Source organism: Bacteroides galacturonicus (genome assembly GCF_003096855.1).
GTDB classification, from domain to species: Bacteria; Bacillota; Clostridia; order Lachnospirales; family Lachnospiraceae; genus Lachnospira; species Lachnospira rogosae.
Window position 1 is genome coordinate 204,845 of sequence record NZ_QEOA01000003.1, and the last position, 25,508, is coordinate 230,352.

Here is a 25,508-nt window from a genome sequence, read left to right on the forward strand (position 1 = left end):
TTATAATAAAAAGAAAGGGTACTGGAATTATGTTTTCAGTACCCTTTTTTGAGTTTGGTAATTGATCCCCTTTATTAGTTATTGTTGGTTATGGACGCTGTCCAAGTCCACCCTCAAGTGTGAGAGTTTCACCTGTCATATACTTAAAGTCTGGAGATGCAAGCTGTACGCATACACGTCCGATTTCAAGCTCAGCATCACCGAAATGGCCTGCTGGTGGAGTATGAACATTTTTATCAAATGCCTCTGGATAAGCGTTCTTGAACTGCTCAAGCTGTGATGTCCACGCAAGAGGGCATATAATATTAACATTAATCCCATCTTTAGCCCATTCAGTTGCAGCAACTCTTGTAAGGCCTCTTATACCTTCCTTAGCGGCGGCATATGCACACTGTCCAAAGTTACCAAAAAGTCCAGCACCAGAAGCAAAGTTAATTACAGAGCCATTACTTTCCTTAAGATAAGGATAGCAGGCTTTCATATAATAAAATGCGGCATAAAGACCTGAATACATAGCAAGATTGAACTGCTCTGTAGTATGTTCAGCAAGTGGAACTCCGGAAGCAGAGGCCTGTGCGTTATTGATAAGCACATCAATATGTCCAAATGTATCAATTGTCTGCTTAACGACATTAGCTACAACAGCTTCATTATCAGCAGAGGCATTAACATCTGCCTGAATTGTAAGAACCTTGATATTGTAAAGCTTTTCTAATTCTTCTTTAGCGGCGGCAAGCTTGCTTTCATTACGTCCTGTAATGACAATATTAGCACCCTCCTTAGCATAAGCTGTAGCAATTCCATATCCGATAGAACCACATCTTCCGTCACTTAATACGGCACGGCCAGCCCCTGTTATAATGGCGGTTTTACCTGTTAAAAATCCCATAAATCTAATCTCCCTGTCTGTGATATTTACGATAATCAGGAATAAGTTAAAGCACACAATGTACTTTCGATAAATTCCAGTCGTGGATTTATAATAACATAGTCAGACTAAACAAACAATATAATTATGCGAAAATTATTATCAAAAAGAAGAAAAATACTAAAAACTATTTAAAATAACAGAAATGTTAAAAAAATATCAAAATTATATCACAAAATACTGTTAATTGATAATTTGTTAACAAAAAGTAGTTCAGCACAAAACAATGTGCAAGATACAGTAATTAGCAGAGCTGATAGAGGAGTTACCTGATATTAATAATGTGTATACATAAAAATTAATGTTGAATTAATAAAGAGGATATTAAAGAAGTCAAGAATTGAATAATATAATTAAATGGCAGAATAATGAGGTAAAATAATTAATTGGTTTACTGAACACCGGATAATATTATGTGATTCATTAGATTTATGGAAAAGAGGATAATTTTAACAAAGATGGTGAATTCTTTTTGTTTTTGACACTTATATCATATTAATGTAGAATAAAATGGTTTATTATGATAATATCTTGTATACACTATTGTTGTATAATATTCCACGGAAGCTTCATACCGGCGCGCATAGGGTATGAATGATTATGGACAGAGGATATGCGCAGAAATGAGGATTATTATGTCAGATATAAAAGGAAGAATTCATTCAGTAGAAAGTTTTGGTTCAGTTGACGGACCTGGTGTAAGATATATAGTATTTCTTCAGGGGTGTCATATGAGATGTAAATATTGCCATAATCCAGAGACCTGGAAGTTAGAGGATGGCGAACTCCAGACACCACAGGAAGTATTTGATAAGGCTTACAGATACCATAACTACTGGAAAGATAATGGAGGCATAACTGTGAGTGGTGGAGAAGCACTTCTTCAGATTGAATTTGTTACAGAGCTTTTTAAGATAGCCAAGAAAGAAGGAGTTCATACAACTCTTGATACATCAGGCAATCCATTTACATTTGAAGAACCATTTATAAGCAAGTTCAATGAGCTTATGGCAGTTACAGATCTTTTTATGCTCGATATTAAGCATATTGACGATGAAAAGCATAAGAAACTTACAGGCTGGACTAACAAGAATATATTAGATATGGCAAAATATCTTTCGGATAATAACAAGGATATGTGGATACGTCACGTACTTGTGCCAAAGGTTACAGATGATAAGGAAGATTTACAGGCACTTTCAGATTTCGTTAAGTCATTAAAGACAGTTAAGAGATTTGAAATTCTTCCATATCACACACTTGGTGTATTTAAGTGGCACGATCTTGGTGTGAAATATGAGCTTGAAGATATTATGCCTCCAACTAAGGAAGAAATACAGAGAGCTGACGATATACTTCATACAGGTGATTACAAGGGATATCTTGAAAAATGAGGAAAATACCGTGAACAAAGAGGAACTTAACAATTTATTGGAAAATGTTGCCTCTGGTGCTATTTCTCCGAAAGAGGCGGCAGATAGTATTAAATTAGAATCATTTAAGGATTTAGGCTTTGCCAAGGTTGATACCAACAGGGAATTAAGACAGGGAATGTCGGAAGTTATATATGGCAAAAGCAAGACTAAAGAGCAGATTGCCGGTATAGTTGGTGCAATGCTTGAAGAAAAAGAAAAGACAATCCTTATAACCAGAATGAGCAGGGAAGCCGCTGATTATGTGGCACAGCAATATAACCTGAATTATGATGAATTATCGCAGATTGGAATAATTGGCGATATGCCAGAAAAGAATGGCAAGGGCAGGATTGTTGTAGCAACAGGCGGAACAAGTGATATACCAGTTGCCGAGGAAGCAGCCAGGACAGCAGAAGTATATGGCAATGAAGTTGTAAGGCTGTATGATGTTGGCGTTGCAGGAATGCACAGGCTTATGAACCATATTGATGCTATAATGAATGCAAGAGTTATAATTGCAATTGCTGGTATGGAAGGCGCACTTGCAAGTGTCATAGGAGGTATGGCTGACTGCCCTGTTATAGCTGTTCCAACAAGTGTTGGTTATGGAGCTAATTTTGGCGGTTTGTCAGCACTGCTTTCAATGCTTAATTCCTGTGCAAGCGGTGTAAGCGTTGTTAATATTGACAATGGCTTTGGTGCGGGATATCTGGCGAGTATGATAAATCATATGTGATGTGGATTATACAATGTAGATTATATGTGATGGCAAGTGGTATCGGTCGGTGCCGGTGTGATTGCAGGTAGTATTATATATTATTTTTGTAATTAATTATAATGCATATCATATAGTGAAACCGAGTTATATATTATATATAAGACATAATAACCCCCAAGCAGATTATGAAAATGTTTATTCATAATTTACTTGGGGGTTGTTTGATGAAAATATTAATATTTAAGCTTCAGAGTTTCTTCTGCTTTATTAAATATAAGCTAGATGACCTCCGGGTCAACATCATCAGACTGATACTGAGAATAAATAGCTTCTATATTTTTTTTGTAAATGTTCTGGGTAATATTAAATAGATTTCTTACATCATCATTATAAAATGTATATTTGTCGGAATCAAGTATCTGAATAAGATTTAGAAATTAAAACAATCATAAGTGTTCATACTAATTCAATTAAATAGTATAATTCCACATAAAATCCTGATAATAAATCTTATATATGTACAATCTGCACAAAAAAGAATATGAATGTTTGTGAATGATAATAATTGATTATGAATGAATATGGAGTTATTATAATGATAACAAAAGGAACGTGACCAGAAGGGAGGGATATAAAGTGATATATACCGTAACATTTAATCCATCACTTGATTATATTGTATCTGTTAAAGATTTCAGACCAGGTATGACTAACAGGACGAGCAGTGAGTTAATGCTTGCCGGAGGTAAAGGAATTAATGTATCTATAGTTCTTGGCAATCTTGGAATAAAGAGTACAGCGTTAGGTTTTATTGCTGGATTTACTGGAGATGAGATTGTAAGAAGACTGCATAATGGTGGCATTAATTCAGAATTTATCAAAATTAATGACGGAATTTCAAGAATTAATATTAAATTAAAGTCGATTGATGGAACGGAGATTAATGGACAAGGACCACATATAGATAGTTCTCATATTGAACAGCTTATGAACAGATTAAGAAGACTTGAAAGCGGTGATGTTCTTGTTCTTGCGGGTAGCATACCGGCAGGCATATCAGATAATATATATAAAGACATTATGGATATGTTAAAGGACAAAGGTGTTCAGATTGTGGTTGATGCAACAAGCAGGCTGTTGACTAATGTATTGGAATATAATCCATTTTTTATAAAGCCTAACCAGCACGAGCTTGGAGATATATTTAATGTGACACTTAATACACAGGAAGAAGTTATTCCGTATGCTTTGGAATTAAAGAAAATGGGTGCTGTTAATGTATGTGTATCAATGGGTGGAAAAGGTGCAATACTTGTAGCAGATGATGGCAATGTGTATAAAGCAAAGGCTCCGGACGGGATACTTAAGAATTCAGTGGGGGCAGGAGATTCGCTTGTAGCGGGCTTCCTTTCAGGCTGGATTGAAAAGAAAGATTATGAGTATGCGTTCAGGAAAGGTGTTGCAACAGGGAGTGCCAGTGCATTTTCGGAAAGATTGGCAACTAACGGAGAAGTTAATGATCTTATAGGTAAAGTTACTATAATCAGATAATTATTACAGAGTGTTTAAACTTATTATAAATATGGAGGTATGTATATGAGGATTACCGATTTATTAAGTGCTTCAAGTATAGATCTTAATGCAAAGCCTTTAAATAAAAAAGAGGCAATAGAGCAGGCTGTGAAGCTTATGGCGGCCAGCGGTAATATTACAGATATTGAAGCGTATACGAAGCAGGTTATTGCAAGAGAAGAAGAAAGCACAACTGGTGTTGGAGAGGGAATTGCCATACCACACGGCAAATGCAGTGCGGTAAGCAGACCGGGACTTGCAGCTATGATTATAAGGGATGGAGTTGATTATGATTCATTAGATGGTGAACCTGTTAATGTATTGTTTCTTATAGCAGCTCCGGATAGTGAGGATAATGTTCATCTAGATGTATTAAGCAAGCTTTCGGTGCTTCTAATGGATGAAGAATTTATCAGAAAGTTAAAAGCAGCTAAGGATATTGGGGAATTTCTTGAAGTTATCGATAATGCAGACAGTGAAAGCAAGAGCATTGATGAAAGATTGCAGGATACAGGCACATATAATGCTGGCAATAGTGATACGAATCCGGCTGACAGGTATATAGTGGCTGTAACTTCGTGTCCTACAGGTATTGCACATACGTATATGGCAGCTGAGGGTCTGGAAAAAGCAGCTAAAAAGGCAGGCTGTACAATTAAGATAGAGACAAGAGGTTCAGCAGGTGCTAAAAATGTGCTTACAGATGAAGATATAGAAAAAGCGGAATGTATAATAGTTGCGGCAGATGCCAAAGTGCCAATGGCAAGGTTTGAAGGACATAAGGTTATAGAATGTCAGGTATCAGACGGAATTAATAAAGCTGATGAATTAATAAGTCAGGCACTTAGCGGTGATGTTCCCGAATATCAGGTACATGGGATGGGCAGATCTTCTGATGATAGTCAGGCAGCTGCGGTTAAGAAGAATAAATCAGGCGGAGTTGGACATCAGATATATACACAGCTTATGAATGGTGTTTCGCATATGCTTCCATTTGTAGTTGGCGGTGGTATTCTGATTGCCATAGCATTTCTTATTGATGGAATTAATGTTGATATGAACAGTCTTTCTGAAGCTGAAAGAGCTAATTTTGGTACTATAACACCAGTTGCAGCTTTGTTTAAGAATATAGGTGGAGCAGCATTTGGATTTATGCTTCCTGTGCTTGCAGGATATATTGCAATGGCAATAGGTGACAGACCGGCACTGGCACTGGGTTTTGTCGGAGGATATATTGCAGCTAATGGAAAGTCTGGATTTTTAGGTGCTTTAGTTGCAGGCTTTGCGGCTGGATACATTATTTTAGGTTTAAGAAAATTGTGTGACAAGCTTCCAGAAGCACTTGAAAAGATTGCACCTGTGCTTATATATCCGGTTGTGGGAATTCTTGTTATAGGACTTGGAATGAACTATGTAATAGAGCCTGTTATGGGGGCGATTAATACAGGGCTTAATTCATTCCTTGTTGGAATGGGAAGTTCAAGCCGTATAATTCTTGGATTTGTGCTTGCAGCAATGATGGCAATTGATATGGGTGGTCCATTTAATAAAGCAGCATATGTATTTGGAACAGCTTCAATTGCATATGGTAATTACGATATTATGGCAGCAGTTATGATTGGTGGTATGGTTCCACCTTGTGCTATTGCACTTGCTACAATGTTATTTAAGAATAAGTTCACTAAGGAAGAAAGAGAGGCAGGACCAACCAACTTTATTATGGGACTTGCATTTATAACAGAAGGTGCCATTCCATATGCGGCGGCAGATCCGCTTCACGTTATACCAGCATGCCTTATTGGTTCTGGAATAGCAGGAGCAATAAGTATGTTATTTAAGTGCACGTTAATGGCTCCACACGGTGGAATATTCGTGTTCCCGGTTGTCGGCAACCCATTATATTATCTTTTAGCATTAGTTGTTGGAACAATCGTTTCTTGTTTCCTTCTTGGAGTATTAAAGAAGAAGGTTAATGAATAGATTTGTTAATAAAATATAATTTTAAAATAAAGTATATGACTGTAGCCTGGCGTATCTGGTATGGTCCTGTTAAAAACACAATATATAAATATAAAAAACACAAAATATACCAAAACGAAACGTTTAAAATAAAAGATACGCAGAAAAGAGGTTTATTATGAAAGAATTTAATTATACAATTACAGACAAAGAAGGAATCCATATGAGACCAGCAGGTGAACTTGTAAAAGCAGCTAAGCAGTTTGAGAGTAGTATATTAATTAAGAAAGACGGAAAGACTGCTGACTGCAAGAAGGTATTTACAATAATGTCATTAGCAGTAAAATGTGGACAGGAAGTAACAGTAAATGTAGAAGGTACAGACGAAGAACAGGCAGCTGCAAAGATTGAAGAATTTATGAAAGCTAATATGTAAATTAAAGTGCCAGGGTTAAAGTATATAAATTAAAATACCTAATTAAAGGGCTGAAATTAAAGAAAGGAGGGGCTGTTATGTATGAATATAAAGGAAAAAGCGTGTTTGGCGGGATAGCCATAGGCAGAATTAAAGTGTACAGTAAAGAACAACAGCAGGTTAAGCGGATGCATATTGATGATTGTGAGAGCGAGAAGCAAAGATATATTAATGCCGTTGATAAAGCAGTTGAACAGTTAGGTATGCTTTATGATAAGGCTTTAAAGGAAGTCGGTGAAGCCAATGCGGCAATATTTGAAATGCACCAGATAATGCTTGAAGATGACGATTATAAAGAGTCGGTTCTTAATATAATTGATAATCAGAATGTTAATGCTGAATATGCAGTTGCACAGACCTCGGATAACTTTTCATCAATGTTTGCGGCTATGGACGATGAATATATGAGAGGCAGGGCTTTAGATGTAAGAGATATTTCTGAAAGACTTATAACTATTCTTAGTGGTGGTAAAAGCAGTACAATAGAATCTGATGAGCCGTCAATAATCATTGCAGAAGATTTGGCACCATCGGAAACTGTACAGATGGATAAAGAAAAGATATTATCATTTGTAAGTGTTAAGGGTTCGGTTAATTCACATACAGCTATACTTGCAAGGACAATGGGGATACCAGCCCTTATAGGAACAAAAGGTGTTCTTGATGAAGATATAGACGGCTTAACAGGCATTGTTGACGGCTTTAATGGAGTTGTGTATATCAATCCTGATAGCGAGACACTTGACCGCTACAAGAAAGAACAGGCGAAGTATATAGAACAGAAGGAACTTTTAAACAGACTTAAGGGAAAAGAAGATGTAACGCTTGATGGAACAAAGATAAAGTTGTATGCTAATATTGGTAATGTTAAGGATATAGCGTTAGTTCTTGCTAATGATGCGGCAGGAATAGGATTGTTCAGGAGTGAATTCATCTATCTTGAGAGAACTGATTTTCCGACAGAAGAGGAACAGTTTAATATATATAAGACTGTTGCGGAAAATATGGCTGGAAAGCCGGCTATAATAAGAACACTTGATATAGGTGCAGACAAGCAGTGTGACTATTTTAATCTTGATAAAGAGGACAATCCGGCATTAGGTGTGAGAGCTATCAGAATATGCCTTACAAGAACGGATATATTTAAGACACAGTTAAGAGCTTTATACAGGGCGAGTGCATATGGCAATATTCATATTATGTATCCGATGATTGCTAATATGTGGGAGATAGACCGCATAAAAGAGATTGAAAATGAGGTGAAGGCTGAGCTTGCGGCTCAGGAGATTAAGATAGGAAGCCCAAAGACAGGAATAATGATAGAGACACCGGCGGCTGCAATGATTAGCGATGAGCTTGCAAAAAAGGTTGATTTCTTTAGTATTGGAACTAATGATTTGACGCAGTACACATTGGCTGTTGACAGGCAGAATCCTAAGCTGGATACATTTTTTGATGCACATCACCCAGCAGTGCTAAAGATGATTAAAATGGTTGTCGATAATGCACATAGAGCCGGGATATGGGCAGGAATATGTGGAGAGCTTGGAGCTGATACAAGCCTTACACAGAAGTTTCTTGAAATGGGTGTTGATGAATTGTCGGTTTCGCCGGGGAGAATTCTTCCAATCAGAAAGATTATCCGTGACACTGATGTATCTGAATTATAATTGGTATATTGGAAAAGGTGATTGTTATGCTTGCAGAGAAAAGACACGAATATATACTTCAGGAGTTGAAACGCAAGGGAAGTATAACTGTCAATGAGATTAAAGAAGAACTTGGAATTTCTGAATCTACAATTAGAAGAGATTTGAATTTGCTTGATGAAGAAGGCAAGCTTGTCAAGGTATTTGGAGGTGCAGTATCAGCAGGTTTTGAAGTTTCAGGCAGTGAACCAAGCGTTACGCAGAAGCGTGAAATAAATATTAATGGCAAGAAGCTTATTGCAAAATATGCGGCAGGACTTATAGAACCTGATGATTTTGTATATATGGATGCAGGCACTACAACAGGTTGTATGATTGATTATATAACAGAAAAGCGGGCGGTATATGTGACTAATGCTGTTACACACGCAAGAAATCTTGCGGCGTTAGGTTTCAGGGTTATACTTATAGGTGGTGAGCTTAAGGGTTCAACAGAAGCAGTAGTAGGTGCTAATGCTATTGAAATGTTAAGAAATTATAATTTCAACAAAGGATTTTTTGGTACAAATGGCATAAGTATTAAATGTGGATTTACGACGCCTGATATTAATGAGGCAGAAGTTAAGAAAATGGCGATGTGCCATTGCAATCACAAAATAATTCTTGCAGACAGCACCAAATTCGATAATGTAAGTTCAGTGACATTTGCAAGGATTGATACAGCTAAGATAATAACTGATGAAGAAGTGCCTGCTGGTTATAGGGATTATAATATTTATAAGGTGAATGGATGATGTTATAATTAAAAAATGAACAATATTAAAAGGGACTTTTTAAGTCCCTTTTTTAGTAAGTTATTTCTGTCTGTTGCTAAGCTGTTCAGATATAGCCTGTTTAATGGCATTGAAAGACTCTTTGCTTATATCGTGTTCGATACGGCACGCATCCTCCTCGGCAGTCTGCTTATTGACACCAAGCTGTATTAACCAAGAAGAAAGTATCTGATGTCTTTCATAAATCATCTCGGCAATTTCCCTGCCAGAGTCTGTAAGGTATATATAACCTTCTTTAGTTACGCGTATATGTTCTGATTCACGAAGATTCTTCATAGCAATGCTGACGCTTGACTTCTTATAGCCCATTTCGTTGGCAATATCAATTGAACGCACAACAGGCAGTTTCTTGCTAAGCATAAGTATTGTTTCTAAATAATCTTCAGCTGATTCGTGGATGACCATAATTATTCCCCCTGACTAACATTTATGTGAATTAATAAATAATTGTAGATTATAAAGCAATTAATAAATAATTAATGTAAATATAATACTAATAAGTATAATAAGTATAACATAAACCTGGCAAATAATCAAACTTATAGTTAGTGCGAATTATCTATGCCTTTCAAAGCTGTATAAATATGTGCTATAATAAAGCTGTACATAGTGGGAGATTTGAAAAAAGCTAGAGCTGCCCTTACAAGGCACCAGATTGATATGCGTAAAATGTACGCAGAAAAGAGGATTATTATGAATATTAATATAGATAAATTACACTGCCTTATAGATTTACACGTTCACCTTGATGGTTCAGTCAGTATTCCAATGGCTAAGAGGCTGGCTCTTATTAATGGTATTGAACTTAATGAAAGTGAAGAAGACCTGAAAGAAAGATTACAGGTGTCCAAAGACTGCAGGGATTTGAATGAATATCTGGAAAAATTTGAATTTCCACTGACACTTTTGCAGAAAGCTGAAGCTATTACTGAATGTGTGAGAATGTTAATAGCTGGGCAGGATAGTCAGGGGATAATGTACAGTGAGATAAGATTTGCACCACAGCTTCATATGCAGAAGGGGTTGACACAGGAAGAGGTTGTGCAGGCGGCAATAAAAGGACTCGGTAATTCAGATTATCACAAGCTTATATTATGCTGCATGAGGGGAAGTGATAATGAGGAGCTTAATAAAGAAACGATAAGGATTGCCCATACATATTTTGGACGTGGAGTTGTGGCACTAGATCTTGCCGGTGCAGAAAAATTATATCCAACAAAGCAGTTTGTTGGAATATTTAAAGAAGCTTTGGCATATAATATTCCGTTTACAATACACGCAGGTGAAGCAGATGGAGAAGAAAGCATAAAGACGGCAATATATATGGGAGCTGAAAGAATAGGACACGGAATAAGGGCAGCCTGGTCAGAGGATATGATTAAGGAGCTGGCAGATAAGAATATTCCGTTAGAATTGTGTCCTACAAGTAACCTTAATACGAAAGTTGTTGATAATATTGCTGATTATCCAATTATGAAACTTATTAATAATGGTGTTAAAGTTACCATAAATACGGACAATATGATGGTTTCAGGCACAAGTATTAAAAATGAGCTTAAATTACTTGTGCAAACATTTCCTATAAATGGTATAATATTAAAGAATTTGCTTATTAATTCAGCAGAAGCTGCATTTGCCAAGGATAGCATTAAAGAACAGCTTAAAAGAAAGATATATGAAGAATTGGATGGGGTTACTTATGAATGAAGTTAATGAGTTATTTACAAAGGAGAATGTTGAACAGATAGTTGTTCCACAGGTTGTAAAAGATGATTTACTAAGCATTATAGAGGAAAAGCTAAAAAGAGCAGGATTTTACTACAGAATTGCATACAGGGTCAAGGCAGTTGATTCTATGGTGAATAAGCTTATATTTAAAGATTACAGACGTCCGGGTACGGAGAATGAAGATAAGAAAATGCAGGATCTTGTAGGAATAAGAATAATCCTATATTTTGTTGATGATGTAGATATATGCAGAAAGCTTTTAGATACATTATTTATATCTCCAGGAATGTGGGAGACTACGGAGAATAATGAATATGAATTCAAGGCTATGAAGGTCAATGGAATATTCAAGCTTCCAGCATATCTTAGCAAGACAATTGTCAATCCATATCTGTCAGATTATGTTGACGATACATTTGAGGTTCAGGTAAGGACGAACTCATTTGAGGGCTGGCACGAGATTGAGCACGATATGAGATATAAAGGCTCGGCGTTTGGAATAGGTAACGAAGCACTGGCAAGAAAGATGAACAGTATTCTTGCTACATTTGAACTGTGTGATGATTCGATAGCAGGGCTGCTTGAAGATTTAGGACACCAGCATTACAAAGACAAGAAATGGAATGATATGTTAAGGTGTCACTACAGGTTAAAGTTTGAGAATGAACCACTGCATCCATACATAGAGGAGCTGTTTGACTCAGACACAGAGCTTGCAAAGATATTTTATAAGGCACCAAGACAAGGGGCTATTGAACAGTTATGGCTTGATACTTCAGAGAATGGAATAGAGCTTACACTTAATAATATAGTAAAGATTGTCAATCAGATAGGCCCTGATGATGAAAGGCTTAACGAGGCATTTAGAAAGATAGAGCAGGAGCATAAGAATAAACAGGAATTCGAGGCTGGCGGTAAAAGACGCCGCTTTGAGCCATTTAAACCGCTTGGCAATTATAAGGTATTCCAGTCACATTCCTGCATTGATCTTACTAATCTTTCTATGGAGGACGCATTTAAAAAGGCAGTTAATTACATATATTCGTGGGTACATTCAAGATTTAATGAAGTATTTGATGATATGCCGGGCAGTGTGGATACATATGATAATGAAAGACCGGGGTATAAGGTATCGCTTGAATATGATAATGAGAATTTATATTTCAAGGAGATTACAACGCATCTTGATTCTAAGGTCGCTAACAGACTGTGGATATCGGTTGCTACTATTAAGAAAGATGGTGACAGGCTTTTATTTGACGTAAGTAATGAATATGCTGAGCCAGCAGATAAGTACAGAGATAATGAAAATGTATTGTTCAGCCGTCCTAACTTCTATGGAGAGATAGCAGATAATATTGGAATCTGTGATGTGGAGAGGTTAAGACAGAATGTAAGGGGTATTGATAATGAAGAAGAATACAATACATTAAAGGATCTTATTAAAGATGATAATAGGCAGTTCCCTGTAGTTGTATTTGTGGCATCAGATGATTATTGGATAGAAAAGTTTGATGTGGACTATTTTGCATATCTTGTGGGGTATTATGCACATATTAAGAGGATTACAACAGATGAACTTTCTGAGCAATTTGCTAAAGATTATGATTTGGACGAAGACGAGTTTAGGGATTCAATCACTGTATTTTATCCAGGCAGAGAACCTAACACAAGTTATAAGTCGCATATCTTAAATACTACATTTGAGGTTATAAAGATAGAGAAAAGAAAATACTGGAATGAGAATGGGTGTAGGGCGTTCAGGCGACAACTTGTTTCAGATATAAGAGAGAATAATGTCATTATGTAGATAACAGAGGGGTAGAAAGTTATGAGTAGAGGGAATAATAAAAGCAGTATTGCCGCAGAAGGAACACAATGGTATGGAAATATTGTATCAAGCACGCTTCAGGCATATTACGAGGTGTACTATGTCAATCTTTCAGATAATACCTGCAAAAGAATATATCCGTGGTATATCGAGGATAATGAGTTTATAGATTATACTAACGAGGTCAACCGCAGAATATCAGGTAATATCATATGTAATAATTCGGAGGAAGATGTGTCAACGCTTCTTGCAGTTGATAATCTTAAATGTGAATTAAAACATAAAGATAAGATAGAATACAGATACAAAAGACAGGTAACCAATGGAGTATTCAGGTGGTGTCTTGTAAGTGTTGTCGTTGAGAAGCGGAAAAATGGTGAGCCTGTAAGTGTTATTCTTATGATAAGGGACATTGAAGATGTTATAAAGAAAGAGATTGAACAGCAGCTTCTTATAGAAGAAGCACTTGCACAGGCTGAAAGTGCTAGCAGGGCAAAGGGAAAGTTCCTTTCTGATATGTCGCACGAAATCAGGACACCTATGAATGTGATTCTTGGATATGCCTCAATTGCACAGAATAATATGGATAATCGGGATCAGGATAAGGTTAAGGATTGCCTTGAAAAGATTAAAGAAGCTGGAAATCATCTGATTGGTATTATTAATGATGTGCTTGAGGTGTCAAGGATAGAGCAGGGAAAGATTAATATAGAAAATGAAAAAAGCGACATTTATGAGCTTATGACAGATTTCTATAATCTTGTAGAAATTCAGGCGGCAGTAAAGAAACAAAAGATGACAATTGATCTTGAGGGTATAACTGATAAATATGTGTATATGGATTGGACGAGAATAAGCCAGGTGCTTATTAATCTTATTAACAATGCAATCAAATATACGCCGGTTGGCGGACATATAGATGTTATTGTGAAAGAAGACTGCAATAATAATATAGGGGATAATATACATAATTATATTATTATAGTGAAGGATGATGGCAGGGGAATAGATGAAAAGGATATGCCATCATTATTTGATTTGTATACAAGGGGAGCATACGATAATGATATATCAGTAGAGGGAACAGGGCTTGGACTGTCTATATCCAAGCAGATAATTGAACTTATGAATGGAACAATAGATGTTGACAGTAAGTTAGGCGAAGGTACAACATTTACAGTAAAGTTACCGCTTCAATATGTTGTCAGGACACAGGCCGATAAAAATGTGACTGACAACGGGACAGATAATAATATAATAAAGAATAATCAGAGCCTGTCAGATATAAAGGTAATGGTTGTTGATGATAATCAGTATAACAGGGAAATTGCCTGCGAGCTTTTACGGGAAAATGGTGCTCATATAATTGAGTGTGCCAGTGGAAGTGAAGCTGTAGATTATATAAAATATCGAAATGGTATTGTGGATATTATTCTTATGGACGTGTGTATGCCGGATATGGATGGTTTTGAGGCTACACGTTTAATAAGACAGTTAGAAAAAGACAGATGGCAGGATATTCCAATTGTAGCAATGACAGCTAATGCATTTGATGAGGACAGGAAGAAGGCATTGGAGCACGGAATGAATGGACATATAGCCAAACCATTCGATATAGATACATTTGCAGAAACAGTATTAGAATATGTAAAATATTAAGTTGACATAAGTGCATAAGTAGGGTACGATTTAGTGTATTAAAGTAATAAAATATTCACGTATTAGAGAAGTGAATTGCAAGAACAGAATGGAGATTAATATGAGGAACTGTACCAACACGCGATTATTAAGGAAAATGCTTATTGTACTTTTATTATGCTCTTTTATAGCAGGTACATTTACTGCCTGTTCAGATAAGAAGCAGTCAGACGGCAAGACAACATTTACAGTGGGTTTTGATGCGGAATTTCCACCTTATGGTTACAAAGATGAGAGTGGAGAATATGTTGGATTTGACTTATCTTTAGCAGAAGAAGTATGCAGACGTAATGGCTGGGAACTTGTCAAACAGCCAATCGACTGGGATTCTAAAGATATGGAACTTTCATCTGGAAGCATAGATTGTATATGGAATGGATTTACTATGGACGGAAGGGAGTCCGATTATACATGGACAACTCCATATATTGATAATTCACAGGTTGTAATAGTAAAGTCAGATTCAAGCATTAATTCATTATCAGACTTAGCAGGAAAAGTTGTTGTTGTGCAGTCAGACTCATCTGCACTTGCAGCATTTACCGGTGAAGATGCAGAACCGGAAAATGTTGCACTTGCTAAAAGCTTTGCCTCATTACAGCAGGTTGGTGATTATAATGGTGCATTTATGAATCTTGAGGCTGGTTCAGTTGATGCGATATGTATGGATATGGGTGTTGCCAATTATGAACTTAATGCAAGAGGCGGCAGATTCAGAATGTTGTCACAGCATGTATCTAATGAACAGTATGGAATAGGCTTTAAACTTGGCAATACAGAATTAAGAGATAAAGTACAATCAACACTTCTTGATATGCTTGATGATGGAACATTTCTTTCGATAGCTGAAGAATGGGGACTTGAGGAAAGCATATGCTTAAGTGCTGATAATGTTGTAAATGATAGTGATTTAGCTGTTGATAAAGGTAATTTCTTTGTTGAACTTGGAAGCGTTGTATCCAAGCTTGCAGAAGGTATGCTTGCATCACTTGCAATATTCGTACTTACACTTGTATTCTCACTTCCACTAGGACTTTTACTTATGTTTGTAAGATTGTCAAAGGTAAATGTAATAAGATGGATTGCAAAGATATACATATCAATAATGAGAGGAACACCCCTTATGTTACAGCTTTTAGTTGTGTTCTTTGGTCCATATTATGTATTTGGAATTTCGCTTTCTTACAGTTATAGATTTTATGCGGTAATTATAGGATTTGCACTTAATTATGCGGCATATTTTGCAGAGATATTCAGATCGGGAATTCAGGCGATACCAGCAGGACAGAGTGAAGCTGCGACAGTTCTTGGTTACACAAGGGCACAGACATTTGTAAGAATTATACTTCCCCAGATGACAAGAATTGTGCTTCCACCAGTTACTAATGAAGTAATAACTCTTGTAAAAGATACATCTTTAGCATTTGCACTTGCGTATACAGAAATGTTCACGCTCGCTAAGCAGATTGCGGCGGCAAGTGCAAGCATAATGCCATTATTTATTGCAGGTGCATTTTATTATATATTCAACTTTATAGTTGCCTGGATAATGGAATATATAGAAAAGAAAATGCGTTATTAAACAGATGGAGGCAGTATGAGCAGTACAAGTTTACTTGAAATGAAACATGTAAAAAAGACATTTGGAAGTCTTGAAGTGTTAAAGGATATATCAATAGAAGTTAATGAGGGAGAGGTTGTTGCAATAATCGGACCATCAGGTTCTGGTAAATCAACATTTTTAAGATGTGCAACTCTCCTAGAGAATATGGATGAGGGAACATTGTCATATTGTGGTGAGAGTGCAACACTTAATGAGTCAGGTGCAGCACAGTATGTAGACAAGAAGAAGTTACACAGCATAAGAAATAATTTTGGACTTGTATTCCAGAATTTCAACCTTTTCCCACATTTTTCAGTGCTTAAAAATGTAATTGATGCACCAATTAATGTGCAGAAACGTGATAAAGCTGAGGTGACTGCCGAGGCACGCGAGCTTTTAAAGAAGGTTGGACTTGAGAATAAAGAAGACAGCTACCCAGGCCAGTTATCAGGCGGACAACAGCAGAGAGTTGCTATTGCGAGGGCACTTGCTATGAATCCAAAGATGCTGTTCTTTGATGAGCCAACATCTGCACTTGACCCAGAGATAACAGCAGGAATTCTTAAGCTTTTAAGAGAACTTGCCAATGAAAAGATGACAATGGTTATAGTTACACACGAGATAGATTTTGCCAGAAATGTAGCTGACAGAGTTATATTTATGGATGGTGGCGTAATAGTCGAAGAGGGTAAGCCGCAAGACGTTATAGATAACCCTAAGAGTGAAAGAACTAAAGCCTTCCTTCAGAAAATGGCATAAAAGGAATGGTATAAAAAGAATAGCATAATATGGAGATTAAGGTATGACATTAAACCAGTTAAAATATGCGATAATTGTTGCAGAGTCAGAGTCTTTTAATGAAGCAGCCAAGAAGCTTTTTATATCACAGCCAAGTCTTTCAACTTCAATACATTCCTTAGAGGAGGAGATTGGAGTACAGATATTCAGACGTTCACAGAATGGTATTGCAGTAACACCTGATGGCAAGGAATTTATCGGTTATGCAAGACAGGTTATGGAGCAGTATGAGCTTTTAGATGCAAGATACATCACTAAATCAGAAGTCAAGAAAAGATTCAGTGTGTCAATGCAGCATTATTCTTTTGCGGTTAATGCTTTTGTGCATATGGTTAAGCAGTATGGTATGGACGAATATGAGTTTGCTGTACACGAAACCAAGACACACGAGGTTATAGAAGATGTGAAGAATGGCAAAAGTGAAATTGGCATACTGTACATTAACAGCTTTAATAAAAATGTGCTTGAGAAAATCTTCAATGATAATTATCTTGAGTTCCATAAGCTGTTAGAATGTGAAATATATGTATATATGTACAAGGGACACCCGCTTGCTGGTAAAAAGCTTATTAAGCTTGAGGAGTTAAAAGATTATCCGTGTCTTTCATTTGACCAGGGGGATTATAATTCATTTTATTATGCAGAAGAAGTATTAAGCACATATGAATATAAGCAGCTTATTAAGGCTAATGACAGGGCAACTATGCTTAATCTTATGGTTGGACTTAATGGATATACGCTGTGTTCAGGAATTATATGTGAGGAGCTTAATGGTGATGAATATTGTGCAGTAAAGCTTGATGCTAAGGAAGTTATGGATATTGGTTATATTTCAAGAAAAGGAATTGCGTTAAGTACGATAGGGCAGCAGTATCTTGAAGAAATATCCAAGTATAAAGCGTTGTAAATATAGGGCTTCGTGAATGTAAGAACTGGTAATTATAAAGTTTATATAAGCTTTGTAATAGTTTGATTGACAGATGATATGTATATTTTATATAATAAAATATAAGAACGTATGGTTGGAAAGTGAGCGGGTTTTATATGAGAAAGATGAGTGAAGAACCTGTATGTACAGGTTTTACAGATATACATAATCATATTTTATTTGGAGTTGATGATGGTTCGCCGGATATAAAGACAAGTATGGAAATGTTGCGAATGGCGTATGAAGATGGTATAAGAGATGTCATATTGACACCACATTTTCATCCTAAGAGAGGTATGGCACATTACAGCAAGATAGTAGAGCATTATGAGATACTTGCTGACGAGGCGGCTAAGACATTTCCTGATATGGGGGTATATCTTGGCAGGGAAGTGTATTTCAGGTCAGAGATATTAGACGATCTGGATAAGCTTGATGAAAAGACAATGTGCGGAACTGACACAATTCTTATAGAGTTCTCCTCAGGGGTTGAGCAGGACAAGGTAAGAGGAGCTGTACTTGATGTTATAATGGCTGGCTATCACCCAATTGTGGCACATGTTGAAAGATATGTGTGTACGGTTAAGGATTGGGACTATATATATGAGTTAAAGAGAATGGGTGCTGACATACAGATTAACGCAGACTCAGTTACCGGCGATAATGGCTGGGCAGTACAGAGATGTACTAAGGCACTTCTTAAAGACCATATTGTAGATTATATTGCATCTGATGCACACGATTTGAAGTCAAGAACACCTCAGTTATCAAAGTGCTATAAGTATGTTGTGAAAAAATATGGCGTGGAATATGCTGACAAGATAATGAAGGCAGATGTAACGAAGAAATTCGGTTGATATATATGATATATATTAATAAGTTATATAAAGATAATAAGATAGAAGTCTGGAATACGGCAATGTTATTAAATTAATGACACTGGCTGTAGTACAGGCTTCTTTTTAATTTAATTATTATGGATATATGGAAGGATAATACGGGGCATAATAAAAATTATAAGAATTTAAAAATTAGTGGTTGACAGATTACTAATCAGAGGATATAATGCAATCATAAAACACATTAAACATATAGGTTTATAGGAAAACGATAATAAAACATTTTCAGGAGGATTAATAATATGAGTAATTATGTAGAGAGTGCAGCAGAATTAGTAGGAAAGACACCATTACTTAAGCTTAATGGATATTCTAAGAAGGCAGGGGTTACAGAGGCTAACATATTTGGTAAGCTTGAATATCTCAACCCAGCAGGTTCTGTAAAGGACAGAATTGCATTAGCAATGATTAAGGATGCAGAAGATAAGGGCTTATTAAAGCCTGGTGCAACAATCATCGAGCCAACAAGTGGTAATACAGGTATTGGTATTGCCTCAGTTGCAGCAGCTAAGGGCTATAGAGCAATTCTTACACTTCCAGATACAATGTCAGTAGAAAGAAGGAATCTTTTAAAGGCTTATGGTGCTGAACTTGTTCTTACAGAAGGTGCTAAGGGTATGAAGGGTGCTATTGCAAAGGCAGAAGAACTTAACAAGGAAATCGAAGGCTCTATCATCTTAGGACAGTTTGATAATCCGGCTAACCCAGCAGCTCACAAGGCTACAACAGGTCCAGAAATCTGGGAACAGCTTGATGGTAAGGTAGATATATTCGTAGCTGGTGTTGGTACAGGAGGAACAGTTACAGGTGTTGGTGAATATCTTAAGTCACAGAATCCAGATGTTAAGATTGTAGCAGTTGAGCCAGCAACAAGTCCGGTTCTTTCAAAGGGAACAGCAGGTGCTCATAAGATTCAGGGTATCGGTGCAGGATTTGTTCCTGCAGTTCTTGATACAAAGATATATGACGAAATAATTGCAATTGATAATGATGATGCATTTGCAGAAGGCAGAGCATTCGCAGTAAGTGAAGGTGTACTTGTTGGTATTTCTTCAGGTGCAGCTTTAAAGGCAGCTACAATTCTTGCACAAAGACCAGAGAACAAGGGTAAGAATATCGTTGCATTACTCCCAGACTCAGGTGATAGATATTTATCAACAGCATTATTTGCTAATAACTAATCGCTTGTTGTGTGATGTGAATAACAGGACTAGTGGCTGGTATTCACATCATCATAATAATATACATTTCTCCTTATAAATTTTAATACCGGTGTCAGTTAATAGCTGGCACCGGTATTTTATTGTGTGTTTATTATGTAATATATGTTACAATATATAACAAATGTTACAGCAGATAACAGCAATTAATAATCATCAGTCAGTCAAACTGTAAGCGTATGAACTGATTATGAATACAGGCGGCGGGATTTGTATGAAGAACAATATATTTAACATAATTCAGATTGGGGATAAGAGCAACCGCATAAGCAGGGCTTTTGATATATTTATAACGATAACAATATTTTCTAATATTATAGTGACATTTTTGCAGACCTTTGATGAGCTTGCATTTATGGGTGGATTTTTTAAATGGGTTGAGTATATAACTTTATTTATATTCTGCGTGGAATATATTCTTAGGATATGGACGGCGGATCTGCTTTATCCTGAATGTAAAGGAGTAACTGCAAGGTTTAAGTTGGAAGAATTATGGCGATATGCATAGCCTATCTTGGAGTTGGTGCGGTGGCTATACCAACAGGTATTATTAGTGCAGGTTTTGTTGAATAGTATCAGAGAAAAAGCAGCATTTCTGATATTAAAAATGCAGATATAAAAGAGATAGCAGAGATAAAGATTGATAAGACACAGGCAGGAAAGACAGTAGAGGAGATTGAAGAAACAGATTTTGTGTCAATATATCTTATATTTAGAGATGATTTATCGATTCTTCCACAGAAGGATACTATGCTTAAGCTGAATGATATAATTATAATTCGCGATGGGAATTAGGAATATTTTCTAAACATATTGTTATGCGTGCCGATATATAAAATATGGATATCCACGGAGGGAATTATATATCCTGGTGCGATTGCACGGAAAGGAAGATAAAGTGAATATTTCTACACAATCTACTACTCTTCTTGATATGTTAAATAGTAGTAGTTCAACAGGCAAGTCAAAGAGTGCCGCAGATTCTTATATTGATGTTCTTATCCAGAATAACAACTTAAGATATCAGCAGAAGATGAAAGAAGTTCTTGGATATGATACATCAAGTTCTTCTAAGGATGCACAGTATGAGAAGGTTGCATCTTCAGCATCTAATCTTAACAGTGTAATAAGTTCATTATCTAACGAATCGCTCTGGAATGAAGATTCAAGTGATTATTCTAAAGATAAGGTATATGATACTGTTAATAATTTTGTAAGTGCTTATAATACACTTATTACTAACATTAATACAGTTGGAAGCACAATTGAGAATACTTACAAGACTAAGCTTGATAAGCTTGTAACAGACAATAAGGAGGCACTTGCGGCAGTAGGTATTACTGTTGATGATAATGGCAAGCTTTCAGTTGACACTGATAAGTTAAAGAGTGCAGATATGTCTGAATTAAAGAAGATGTTAGGAAGTGAGTCTGAATTAATGAAGGGAATTAAAGAACAATCAGGTTCAGTTAATAATATTGTATCAGAAGCATTAAGCATACAGAAAAGCCTGTCAGGTCTTTATAATTCTTCATCTTCAAGTGTTGATGTGTCAGATTTATTATATGGAACATCTTACGATTCGAAGGGGTAATATAAAGTTAATATTTTTGAGGTGAGTGTTGGAAATAGAGCAGCATAATCTCAGAATATGAATTAATTGAAATTAGAATACTATTCTTAATAAAGCAGGACTGCTATGTATATGTCACCTTACTGTTAAGTAGGGGGCATATATATGGCAGTCCTGCTGTTTTATGGTAAGCACTTACGTTTTATGACTATTGGTTTTATATTAATTATGTATTAATTATATAAATTTATGTCTGATTTAGTCAATTAATAGTATTACTATAACATTAATCAGCCACAGATGTATCATCTTTAGCTACAAAATATTTCTTATAAGCTACTATGAATAATACTATAGATAAAGCTGTTGCAATATAGTCAGTTATAGGCTGTGTCATAGCAAGGTTAACAGGCGTGTTGTTCACAATGCTTGTTGTAATCAGTATCGGAAAATAGATTATTCCCTGACGGCTTACTGAAAGTATAAGCGATGGTATCGCAGCACCCATTGACTGTATTGCATTGATGAATACGAATAGTATTCCAAGCACAGGCCCAGACATTATGTATATTCTTGAAAATGCAAATGCATATCCAAATGCTTCCTCATCATCAAGAAATGCTTTTGCAAGAGGAGCTGCACCAAGATAACATATGAGTGTCATTATAATACTTAAGCATATTGCAAAACATAAAGAGAATTTTAAAACTGAGCGGTAACGCTTGCTATTTCCAGCACCGAAACAGTAGCCGAGCAGAGGCTGGATACCAGTTCCAACACCAATAAGAAGCATAACTGCAATCATATTAACTTTCATAGCAACACCAAGACCGGCAAGTTGTAAATCACCATGTTTTGCCATAAATGAATTGATCATAATATTGGAGAAGCTCATAAGTATGCTGTTAAGTGAAGCTGGAATTCCGATTGAAAGCACACCGAGAGTAATTATCTTTTTAGCGGAATAATCTTTAGGTTTAATCGATAATATCGACCGCTTGGAAGTAAGGTGGATAATATAAAATACGGTTGAGAAAATGTTACCAAGAACTGTGGCAACAGCTGCACCTGCAACATACCATTTAAAACCAATAATCATAACAGGGTCAAGTACAATGTTAATCATATTACCGATAATCATTCCAGTCATAGCAACTGTAGCATGACCTTCTGAACGAATGATATTACTAAAGGAGTTACTTACAATAAGAAATGGTATTCCAATGGCAACGATTGAAAGATATTGTGAAGCGTATCCTATTGTAGCATCACTTGCACCGATAAGACGGCATACGGGAACTGAAAATATTGTCATAATTATCATAGCTATAACGCCTATTGAAGCACCTGTCCAAAAACAGAATGCTGAAATATGTTTGGCCATATCACGCTTTCCTTCGCCAAGCATTCGGCTTATCATAGAAGTACCACCAATTCCAAATAACATACCGACAGCCATGAATATAATAAATGCTGGTGTAGCAATGGAAACAGCAGCAACCATAAGTGGGTCTTTAGTCTGACCAATAAAAAATGTATCCGCAAGATTGTATACAAGAACCATAAGCATACTTATTATAGATGGAATTACGTTAGTAAGTACGGCTTTAGGTACTGGAGCATCGCGGAAAATCTGTTGTGTTTTATCTTGCATAAGTAGGGTCCTTTCTTTACATAATATTTTTAAAAGGGGGATAAATAACAATGTTATAGACATGGACGATTGGGGTGGGCTGATATAAGCAACGAAGACCCGTTTGCACTGAGTGTCGCTCGCAGCGGTACTAAGCTGCCAGTTGGCACTGCCAGCTAAGGACCGGCGGCTCCCCATCGTCTTCTTATGCTTATATCAGCCCACACCAATCTGACAGTGGCACTTGGTTGCGATGGGGTAACCTTGGTGATATCATTAAAGGTAGCGGTGCGGTATTGTGAGATATGCACAGTTGTGGCGATGAGCTTTGTGGGTGGTGCTATATCGACCTTTATTATTTATAAAATGGTATTTATCGACCTTTTTGGTGGGTGATTTTTGGGTTAAATCGGTCTGGAGGACTGATTTAATTGGGGGTTTTTTATAGATTTGATATAACTTATGTAACTTTATTATGATATACTTAAATATAGTTGTAGTCAAGAGCAGCGTTGTGAGTGGAGAGGAAAGATACGGTGGATATGTTAGGAAAGGGATTGGGACTATGGAATTAGAAGTTGATGAAATGTTAGTGGAGCTTAGGCAAAATGCGGAGTACACAGATAATTACGATATAGCTAGTGACAACCATTTAGTATAGATAGGTATGTCTAAAATCGAAAGCAGTAACAGAAACTACTGTCGAAAATATATAGTGAAAATAACAGATATGTGCTATCATTTAAACATATAAAACTGACACAAATTTATAGAACACCAGTTGTGTGAGGGCTTAATATTGCAAGCTGGGTACTTTTGAAACCGCCGGCACTTAGCGGCTGTATTTTAGCCGCTTATGTGTCCGTTACGGTTTCAAGTAGCGAAAGCGTGTCCAGCGGTAATATTAAGCCCTCACACAATGTCCGTGCGACAAAATCTATGAAAGTCCACAGCGAAACTATGAAGATAAGCAATAAATATGTCAGTTCAATTAAAAACAAACAAGCAGATGTATAAGTCGTGTAAAGTAATTACAAAGAGGAAGAAAGGCAGAATTATGAATATTTATTTAGCCGGCGATTCAATCGTCCAGAATTACACAGAAGAAGAATTTATAGCAGGTTGGGGACAATACCTTAAATATTATGTAACTCCTGATACTAAAGTATTTAATTGCGCCAAGGGAGGCAGAAGTTCAAGGTTATTTCTCAATGAAGGAAGATTTGATAAAATAGATGAAAGTATACAGGCAGGAGATTACCTTTTGATAGAATTCTGCCACAATGATGATAGTTCTAAAGGTTACAGCACTATGTTTAACCGTATGACAGAGCTTGGAATACCTGATGAGGACGGAAGATATCCGGTTATACCGGGCGAGAGAGTGCCTAAAGATTATATTCCTAAAGAATATATAGATGCTTTAATGAAAGATGACTCAATAGCTGATAAGGAAGCAGTGCTTGCAAGCGTTAAGGCATTTAATAACACTTACCCTAATGATACATATTATCCATATTCACCTAATGGTGAGAAGGGCAGCTTCAAATGGTTCATAAAGCAGTATATTGATATGGCAAGAGAACATAATGCTGTTCCAGTGCTTGTAACAGCACCGGCAAGAACAGCATTTAACAAGGACGGAACAATTAAAGATGGTCCGGGACTTCACGGCGGTGATAATTTCTGCTATATAAGGGCAATGAAGCAGATAGGAGAGGAAACACATACTCCCGTGATAGATTTATTTAGTTATACGGTAAAGCTTTTTGAGAGTATAGGCGAAGCTGATATTCACAAGTATACATCTATCAAAAAGGGTATCAATAAGGGCAAGTGGCCAGAGGATTTTGTTAATGAACTTGCTAAGAAAGACACTGTATCAGAGAATACACATTTTAATAAATATGGTGCGTGGCTTATAACAAAGGGTCTTGTCAATTTAATAAAAGAGTGTGATAATGAGCAGGTTACAGCATTAAAAAATGTTATTGTGAATTCAGATTATAAAGTTGCATCTCCATTAATATAATGATAACAGGAGGACA

The 25,508-nt window shown here is 36.4% G+C and carries 23 protein-coding genes; 20 read left to right on the forward strand and 3 right to left on the reverse strand.

The features are described from left to right. Window positions 1-88: 88 nt before the first annotated feature. Window positions 89-889 carry an SDR family NAD(P)-dependent oxidoreductase gene (locus C7390_RS03780; protein WP_090139463.1) on the reverse strand — a complete coding sequence of 267 codons (801 nt, stop codon included), beginning with the start codon at window positions 887-889 and terminating at the stop codon, window positions 89-91. A gap of 674 nt (window positions 890-1,563) precedes the next feature. On the opposite strand from C7390_RS03780, the gene pflA reads away from it, so the two are divergent. From pflA to C7390_RS03815, 7 genes are all read left to right on the forward strand, one after another. Then, window positions 1,564-2,322 (forward strand): pyruvate formate-lyase-activating protein, encoded by a 759-nt coding sequence (gene pflA, locus C7390_RS03785; RefSeq protein ID WP_022502920.1) that lies wholly within the window; start codon window positions 1,564-1,566, stop codon window positions 2,320-2,322. Window positions 2,323-2,332: 10 nt separating this feature from the next. Continuing rightward, entirely contained in the window at window positions 2,333-3,079 is a 747-nt protein-coding gene (gene larB / locus C7390_RS03790; RefSeq protein ID WP_055175578.1) for a nickel pincer cofactor biosynthesis protein LarB, read from the forward strand. A 618-nt stretch (window positions 3,080-3,697) separates the two neighbouring features. After that, complete coding sequence (gene pfkB, locus C7390_RS03795) at window positions 3,698-4,612, forward strand: 1-phosphofructokinase (RefSeq protein ID WP_022502918.1); 915 nt, start codon at window positions 3,698-3,700, stop codon at window positions 4,610-4,612. 45 nt (window positions 4,613-4,657) lie between these two features. Next, the gene (locus C7390_RS03800; RefSeq protein ID WP_055175576.1) at window positions 4,658-6,613 is read left to right on the forward strand and encodes a PTS fructose transporter subunit IIABC; all 1,956 of its coding nucleotides are present in this window, start codon (window positions 4,658-4,660) and stop codon (window positions 6,611-6,613) included. A 157-nt stretch (window positions 6,614-6,770) separates the two neighbouring features. Then, complete coding sequence (locus C7390_RS03805; protein ID WP_022502916.1) at window positions 6,771-7,028, forward strand: HPr family phosphocarrier protein; 258 nt, start codon at window positions 6,771-6,773, stop codon at window positions 7,026-7,028. Between the two features lie 77 nt (window positions 7,029-7,105). After that, window positions 7,106-8,737: a phosphoenolpyruvate--protein phosphotransferase gene (gene ptsP / locus C7390_RS03810; protein ID WP_022502915.1), complete on the forward strand. Its 1,632-nt coding sequence runs from the start codon at window positions 7,106-7,108 to the stop codon at window positions 8,735-8,737. 26 nt (window positions 8,738-8,763) lie between these two features. After that, on the forward strand, window positions 8,764-9,510 hold the full coding sequence (locus C7390_RS03815; RefSeq protein WP_022502914.1) for a DeoR/GlpR family DNA-binding transcription regulator: 747 nt from the start codon (window positions 8,764-8,766) through the stop codon (window positions 9,508-9,510). A gap of 60 nt (window positions 9,511-9,570) precedes the next feature. Here the strand turns inward: C7390_RS03815 and C7390_RS03820 are convergent, their stop codons facing one another. Continuing rightward, complete coding sequence (locus C7390_RS03820) at window positions 9,571-9,954, reverse strand: metal-dependent transcriptional regulator (protein ID WP_022502913.1); 384 nt, start codon at window positions 9,952-9,954, stop codon at window positions 9,571-9,573. Between the two features lie 213 nt (window positions 9,955-10,167). Here C7390_RS03820 and add point away from each other — a divergent pair, with 213 nt between their 5' ends. The 11 genes from add (at window position 10,168) to C7390_RS13575 (ending at window position 21,848) form a co-directional block, all read left to right on the forward strand. After that, entirely contained in the window at window positions 10,168-11,256 is a 1,089-nt protein-coding gene (gene add, locus C7390_RS03825; RefSeq protein WP_318295550.1) for an adenosine deaminase, read from the forward strand. Next, a complete protein-coding gene (locus C7390_RS03830) occupies window positions 11,183-13,087 on the forward strand; it encodes a nucleotidyltransferase family protein (protein ID WP_242854133.1) in 1,905 nt (634 codons plus the stop codon). The genes add and C7390_RS03830 overlap by 74 nt, the downstream gene beginning before the upstream one ends. Before the next feature lie 21 nt (window positions 13,088-13,108). Next, window positions 13,109-14,767: an ATP-binding protein gene (locus C7390_RS03835; RefSeq protein ID WP_116443639.1), complete on the forward strand. Its 1,659-nt coding sequence runs from the start codon at window positions 13,109-13,111 to the stop codon at window positions 14,765-14,767. A gap of 100 nt (window positions 14,768-14,867) precedes the next feature. Then, window positions 14,868-16,388 carry an ABC transporter permease subunit gene (locus C7390_RS03840; protein ID WP_318295551.1) on the forward strand — a complete coding sequence of 507 codons (1,521 nt, stop codon included), beginning with the start codon at window positions 14,868-14,870 and terminating at the stop codon, window positions 16,386-16,388. A gap of 15 nt (window positions 16,389-16,403) precedes the next feature. Then, window positions 16,404-17,168 (forward strand): amino acid ABC transporter ATP-binding protein, encoded by a 765-nt coding sequence (locus C7390_RS03845; protein ID WP_090139467.1) that lies wholly within the window; start codon window positions 16,404-16,406, stop codon window positions 17,166-17,168. 43 nt (window positions 17,169-17,211) lie between these two features. Beyond that, window positions 17,212-18,114, forward strand: coding sequence for a LysR family transcriptional regulator (locus C7390_RS03850; RefSeq protein ID WP_055175564.1), 903 nt, complete (start codon window positions 17,212-17,214; stop codon window positions 18,112-18,114). Window positions 18,115-18,251: 137 nt separating this feature from the next. Beyond that, complete coding sequence (locus C7390_RS03855; RefSeq protein WP_022502906.1) at window positions 18,252-18,992, forward strand: CpsB/CapC family capsule biosynthesis tyrosine phosphatase; 741 nt, start codon at window positions 18,252-18,254, stop codon at window positions 18,990-18,992. A 284-nt stretch (window positions 18,993-19,276) separates the two neighbouring features. Further along, complete coding sequence (cysK, locus tag C7390_RS03860; protein ID WP_055175561.1) at window positions 19,277-20,215, forward strand: cysteine synthase A; 939 nt, start codon at window positions 19,277-19,279, stop codon at window positions 20,213-20,215. Window positions 20,216-20,468: 253 nt separating this feature from the next. After that, window positions 20,469-20,762 carry an ion transporter gene (locus C7390_RS13570; RefSeq protein ID WP_055175558.1) on the forward strand — a complete coding sequence of 98 codons (294 nt, stop codon included), beginning with the start codon at window positions 20,469-20,471 and terminating at the stop codon, window positions 20,760-20,762. 131 nt (window positions 20,763-20,893) lie between these two features. Further along, window positions 20,894-21,049 carry a TrkA C-terminal domain-containing protein gene (locus C7390_RS13865; RefSeq protein ID WP_456362871.1) on the forward strand — a complete coding sequence of 52 codons (156 nt, stop codon included), beginning with the start codon at window positions 20,894-20,896 and terminating at the stop codon, window positions 21,047-21,049. 103 nt (window positions 21,050-21,152) lie between these two features. Next, the gene (locus tag C7390_RS13575; RefSeq protein WP_022502903.1) at window positions 21,153-21,848 is read left to right on the forward strand and encodes a hypothetical protein; all 696 of its coding nucleotides are present in this window, start codon (window positions 21,153-21,155) and stop codon (window positions 21,846-21,848) included. 265 nt (window positions 21,849-22,113) lie between these two features. On the opposite strand, the gene C7390_RS03875 is transcribed toward C7390_RS13575, so the two are convergent. Next, window positions 22,114-23,481 (reverse strand): MATE family efflux transporter, encoded by a 1,368-nt coding sequence (locus tag C7390_RS03875; RefSeq protein ID WP_116443640.1) that lies wholly within the window; start codon window positions 23,479-23,481, stop codon window positions 22,114-22,116. Window positions 23,482-23,974: 493 nt separating this feature from the next. On the opposite strand from C7390_RS03875, the gene C7390_RS13580 reads away from it, so the two are divergent. Both C7390_RS13580 and C7390_RS03880 read left to right on the forward strand, forming a co-directional pair. Further along, window positions 23,975-24,121: a hypothetical protein gene (locus C7390_RS13580; protein ID WP_156331050.1), complete on the forward strand. Its 147-nt coding sequence runs from the start codon at window positions 23,975-23,977 to the stop codon at window positions 24,119-24,121. A 396-nt stretch (window positions 24,122-24,517) separates the two neighbouring features. Continuing rightward, window positions 24,518-25,492 (forward strand): SGNH/GDSL hydrolase family protein, encoded by a 975-nt coding sequence (locus tag C7390_RS03880; protein WP_147581232.1) that lies wholly within the window; start codon window positions 24,518-24,520, stop codon window positions 25,490-25,492. Window positions 25,493-25,508: the final 16 nt, after the last annotated feature.

Coding starts and splice junctions, on each gene's coding strand:
- C7390_RS03780 (WP_090139463.1), bottom strand. CDS start 889: ATGGGATTTTTAACAGGTAAAACCGCCATTATAACAGGGGCTGGCCGT.
- pflA (WP_022502920.1), top strand. CDS start 1,564: ATGTCAGATATAAAAGGAAGAATTCATTCAGTAGAAAGTTTTGGTTCA.
- C7390_RS03800 (WP_055175576.1), top strand. CDS start 4,658: ATGAGGATTACCGATTTATTAAGTGCTTCAAGTATAGATCTTAATGCA.
- C7390_RS03805 (WP_022502916.1), top strand. CDS start 6,771: ATGAAAGAATTTAATTATACAATTACAGACAAAGAAGGAATCCATATG.
- ptsP (WP_022502915.1), top strand. CDS start 7,106: ATGTATGAATATAAAGGAAAAAGCGTGTTTGGCGGGATAGCCATAGGC.
- C7390_RS03815 (WP_022502914.1), top strand. CDS start 8,764: ATGCTTGCAGAGAAAAGACACGAATATATACTTCAGGAGTTGAAACGC.
- C7390_RS03820 (WP_022502913.1), bottom strand. CDS start 9,954: ATGGTCATCCACGAATCAGCTGAAGATTATTTAGAAACAATACTTATG.
- C7390_RS03835 (WP_116443639.1), top strand. CDS start 13,109: ATGAGTAGAGGGAATAATAAAAGCAGTATTGCCGCAGAAGGAACACAA.
- C7390_RS03840 (WP_318295551.1), top strand. CDS start 14,868: ATGAGGAACTGTACCAACACGCGATTATTAAGGAAAATGCTTATTGTA.
- C7390_RS03845 (WP_090139467.1), top strand. CDS start 16,404: ATGAGCAGTACAAGTTTACTTGAAATGAAACATGTAAAAAAGACATTT.
- C7390_RS03850 (WP_055175564.1), top strand. CDS start 17,212: ATGACATTAAACCAGTTAAAATATGCGATAATTGTTGCAGAGTCAGAG.
- C7390_RS03855 (WP_022502906.1), top strand. CDS start 18,252: ATGAGAAAGATGAGTGAAGAACCTGTATGTACAGGTTTTACAGATATA.
- cysK (WP_055175561.1), top strand. CDS start 19,277: ATGAGTAATTATGTAGAGAGTGCAGCAGAATTAGTAGGAAAGACACCA.
- C7390_RS13570 (WP_055175558.1), top strand. CDS start 20,469: ATGAAGAACAATATATTTAACATAATTCAGATTGGGGATAAGAGCAAC.
- C7390_RS03875 (WP_116443640.1), bottom strand. CDS start 23,481: ATGCAAGATAAAACACAACAGATTTTCCGCGATGCTCCAGTACCTAAA.
- C7390_RS03880 (WP_147581232.1), top strand. CDS start 24,518: ATGAATATTTATTTAGCCGGCGATTCAATCGTCCAGAATTACACAGAA.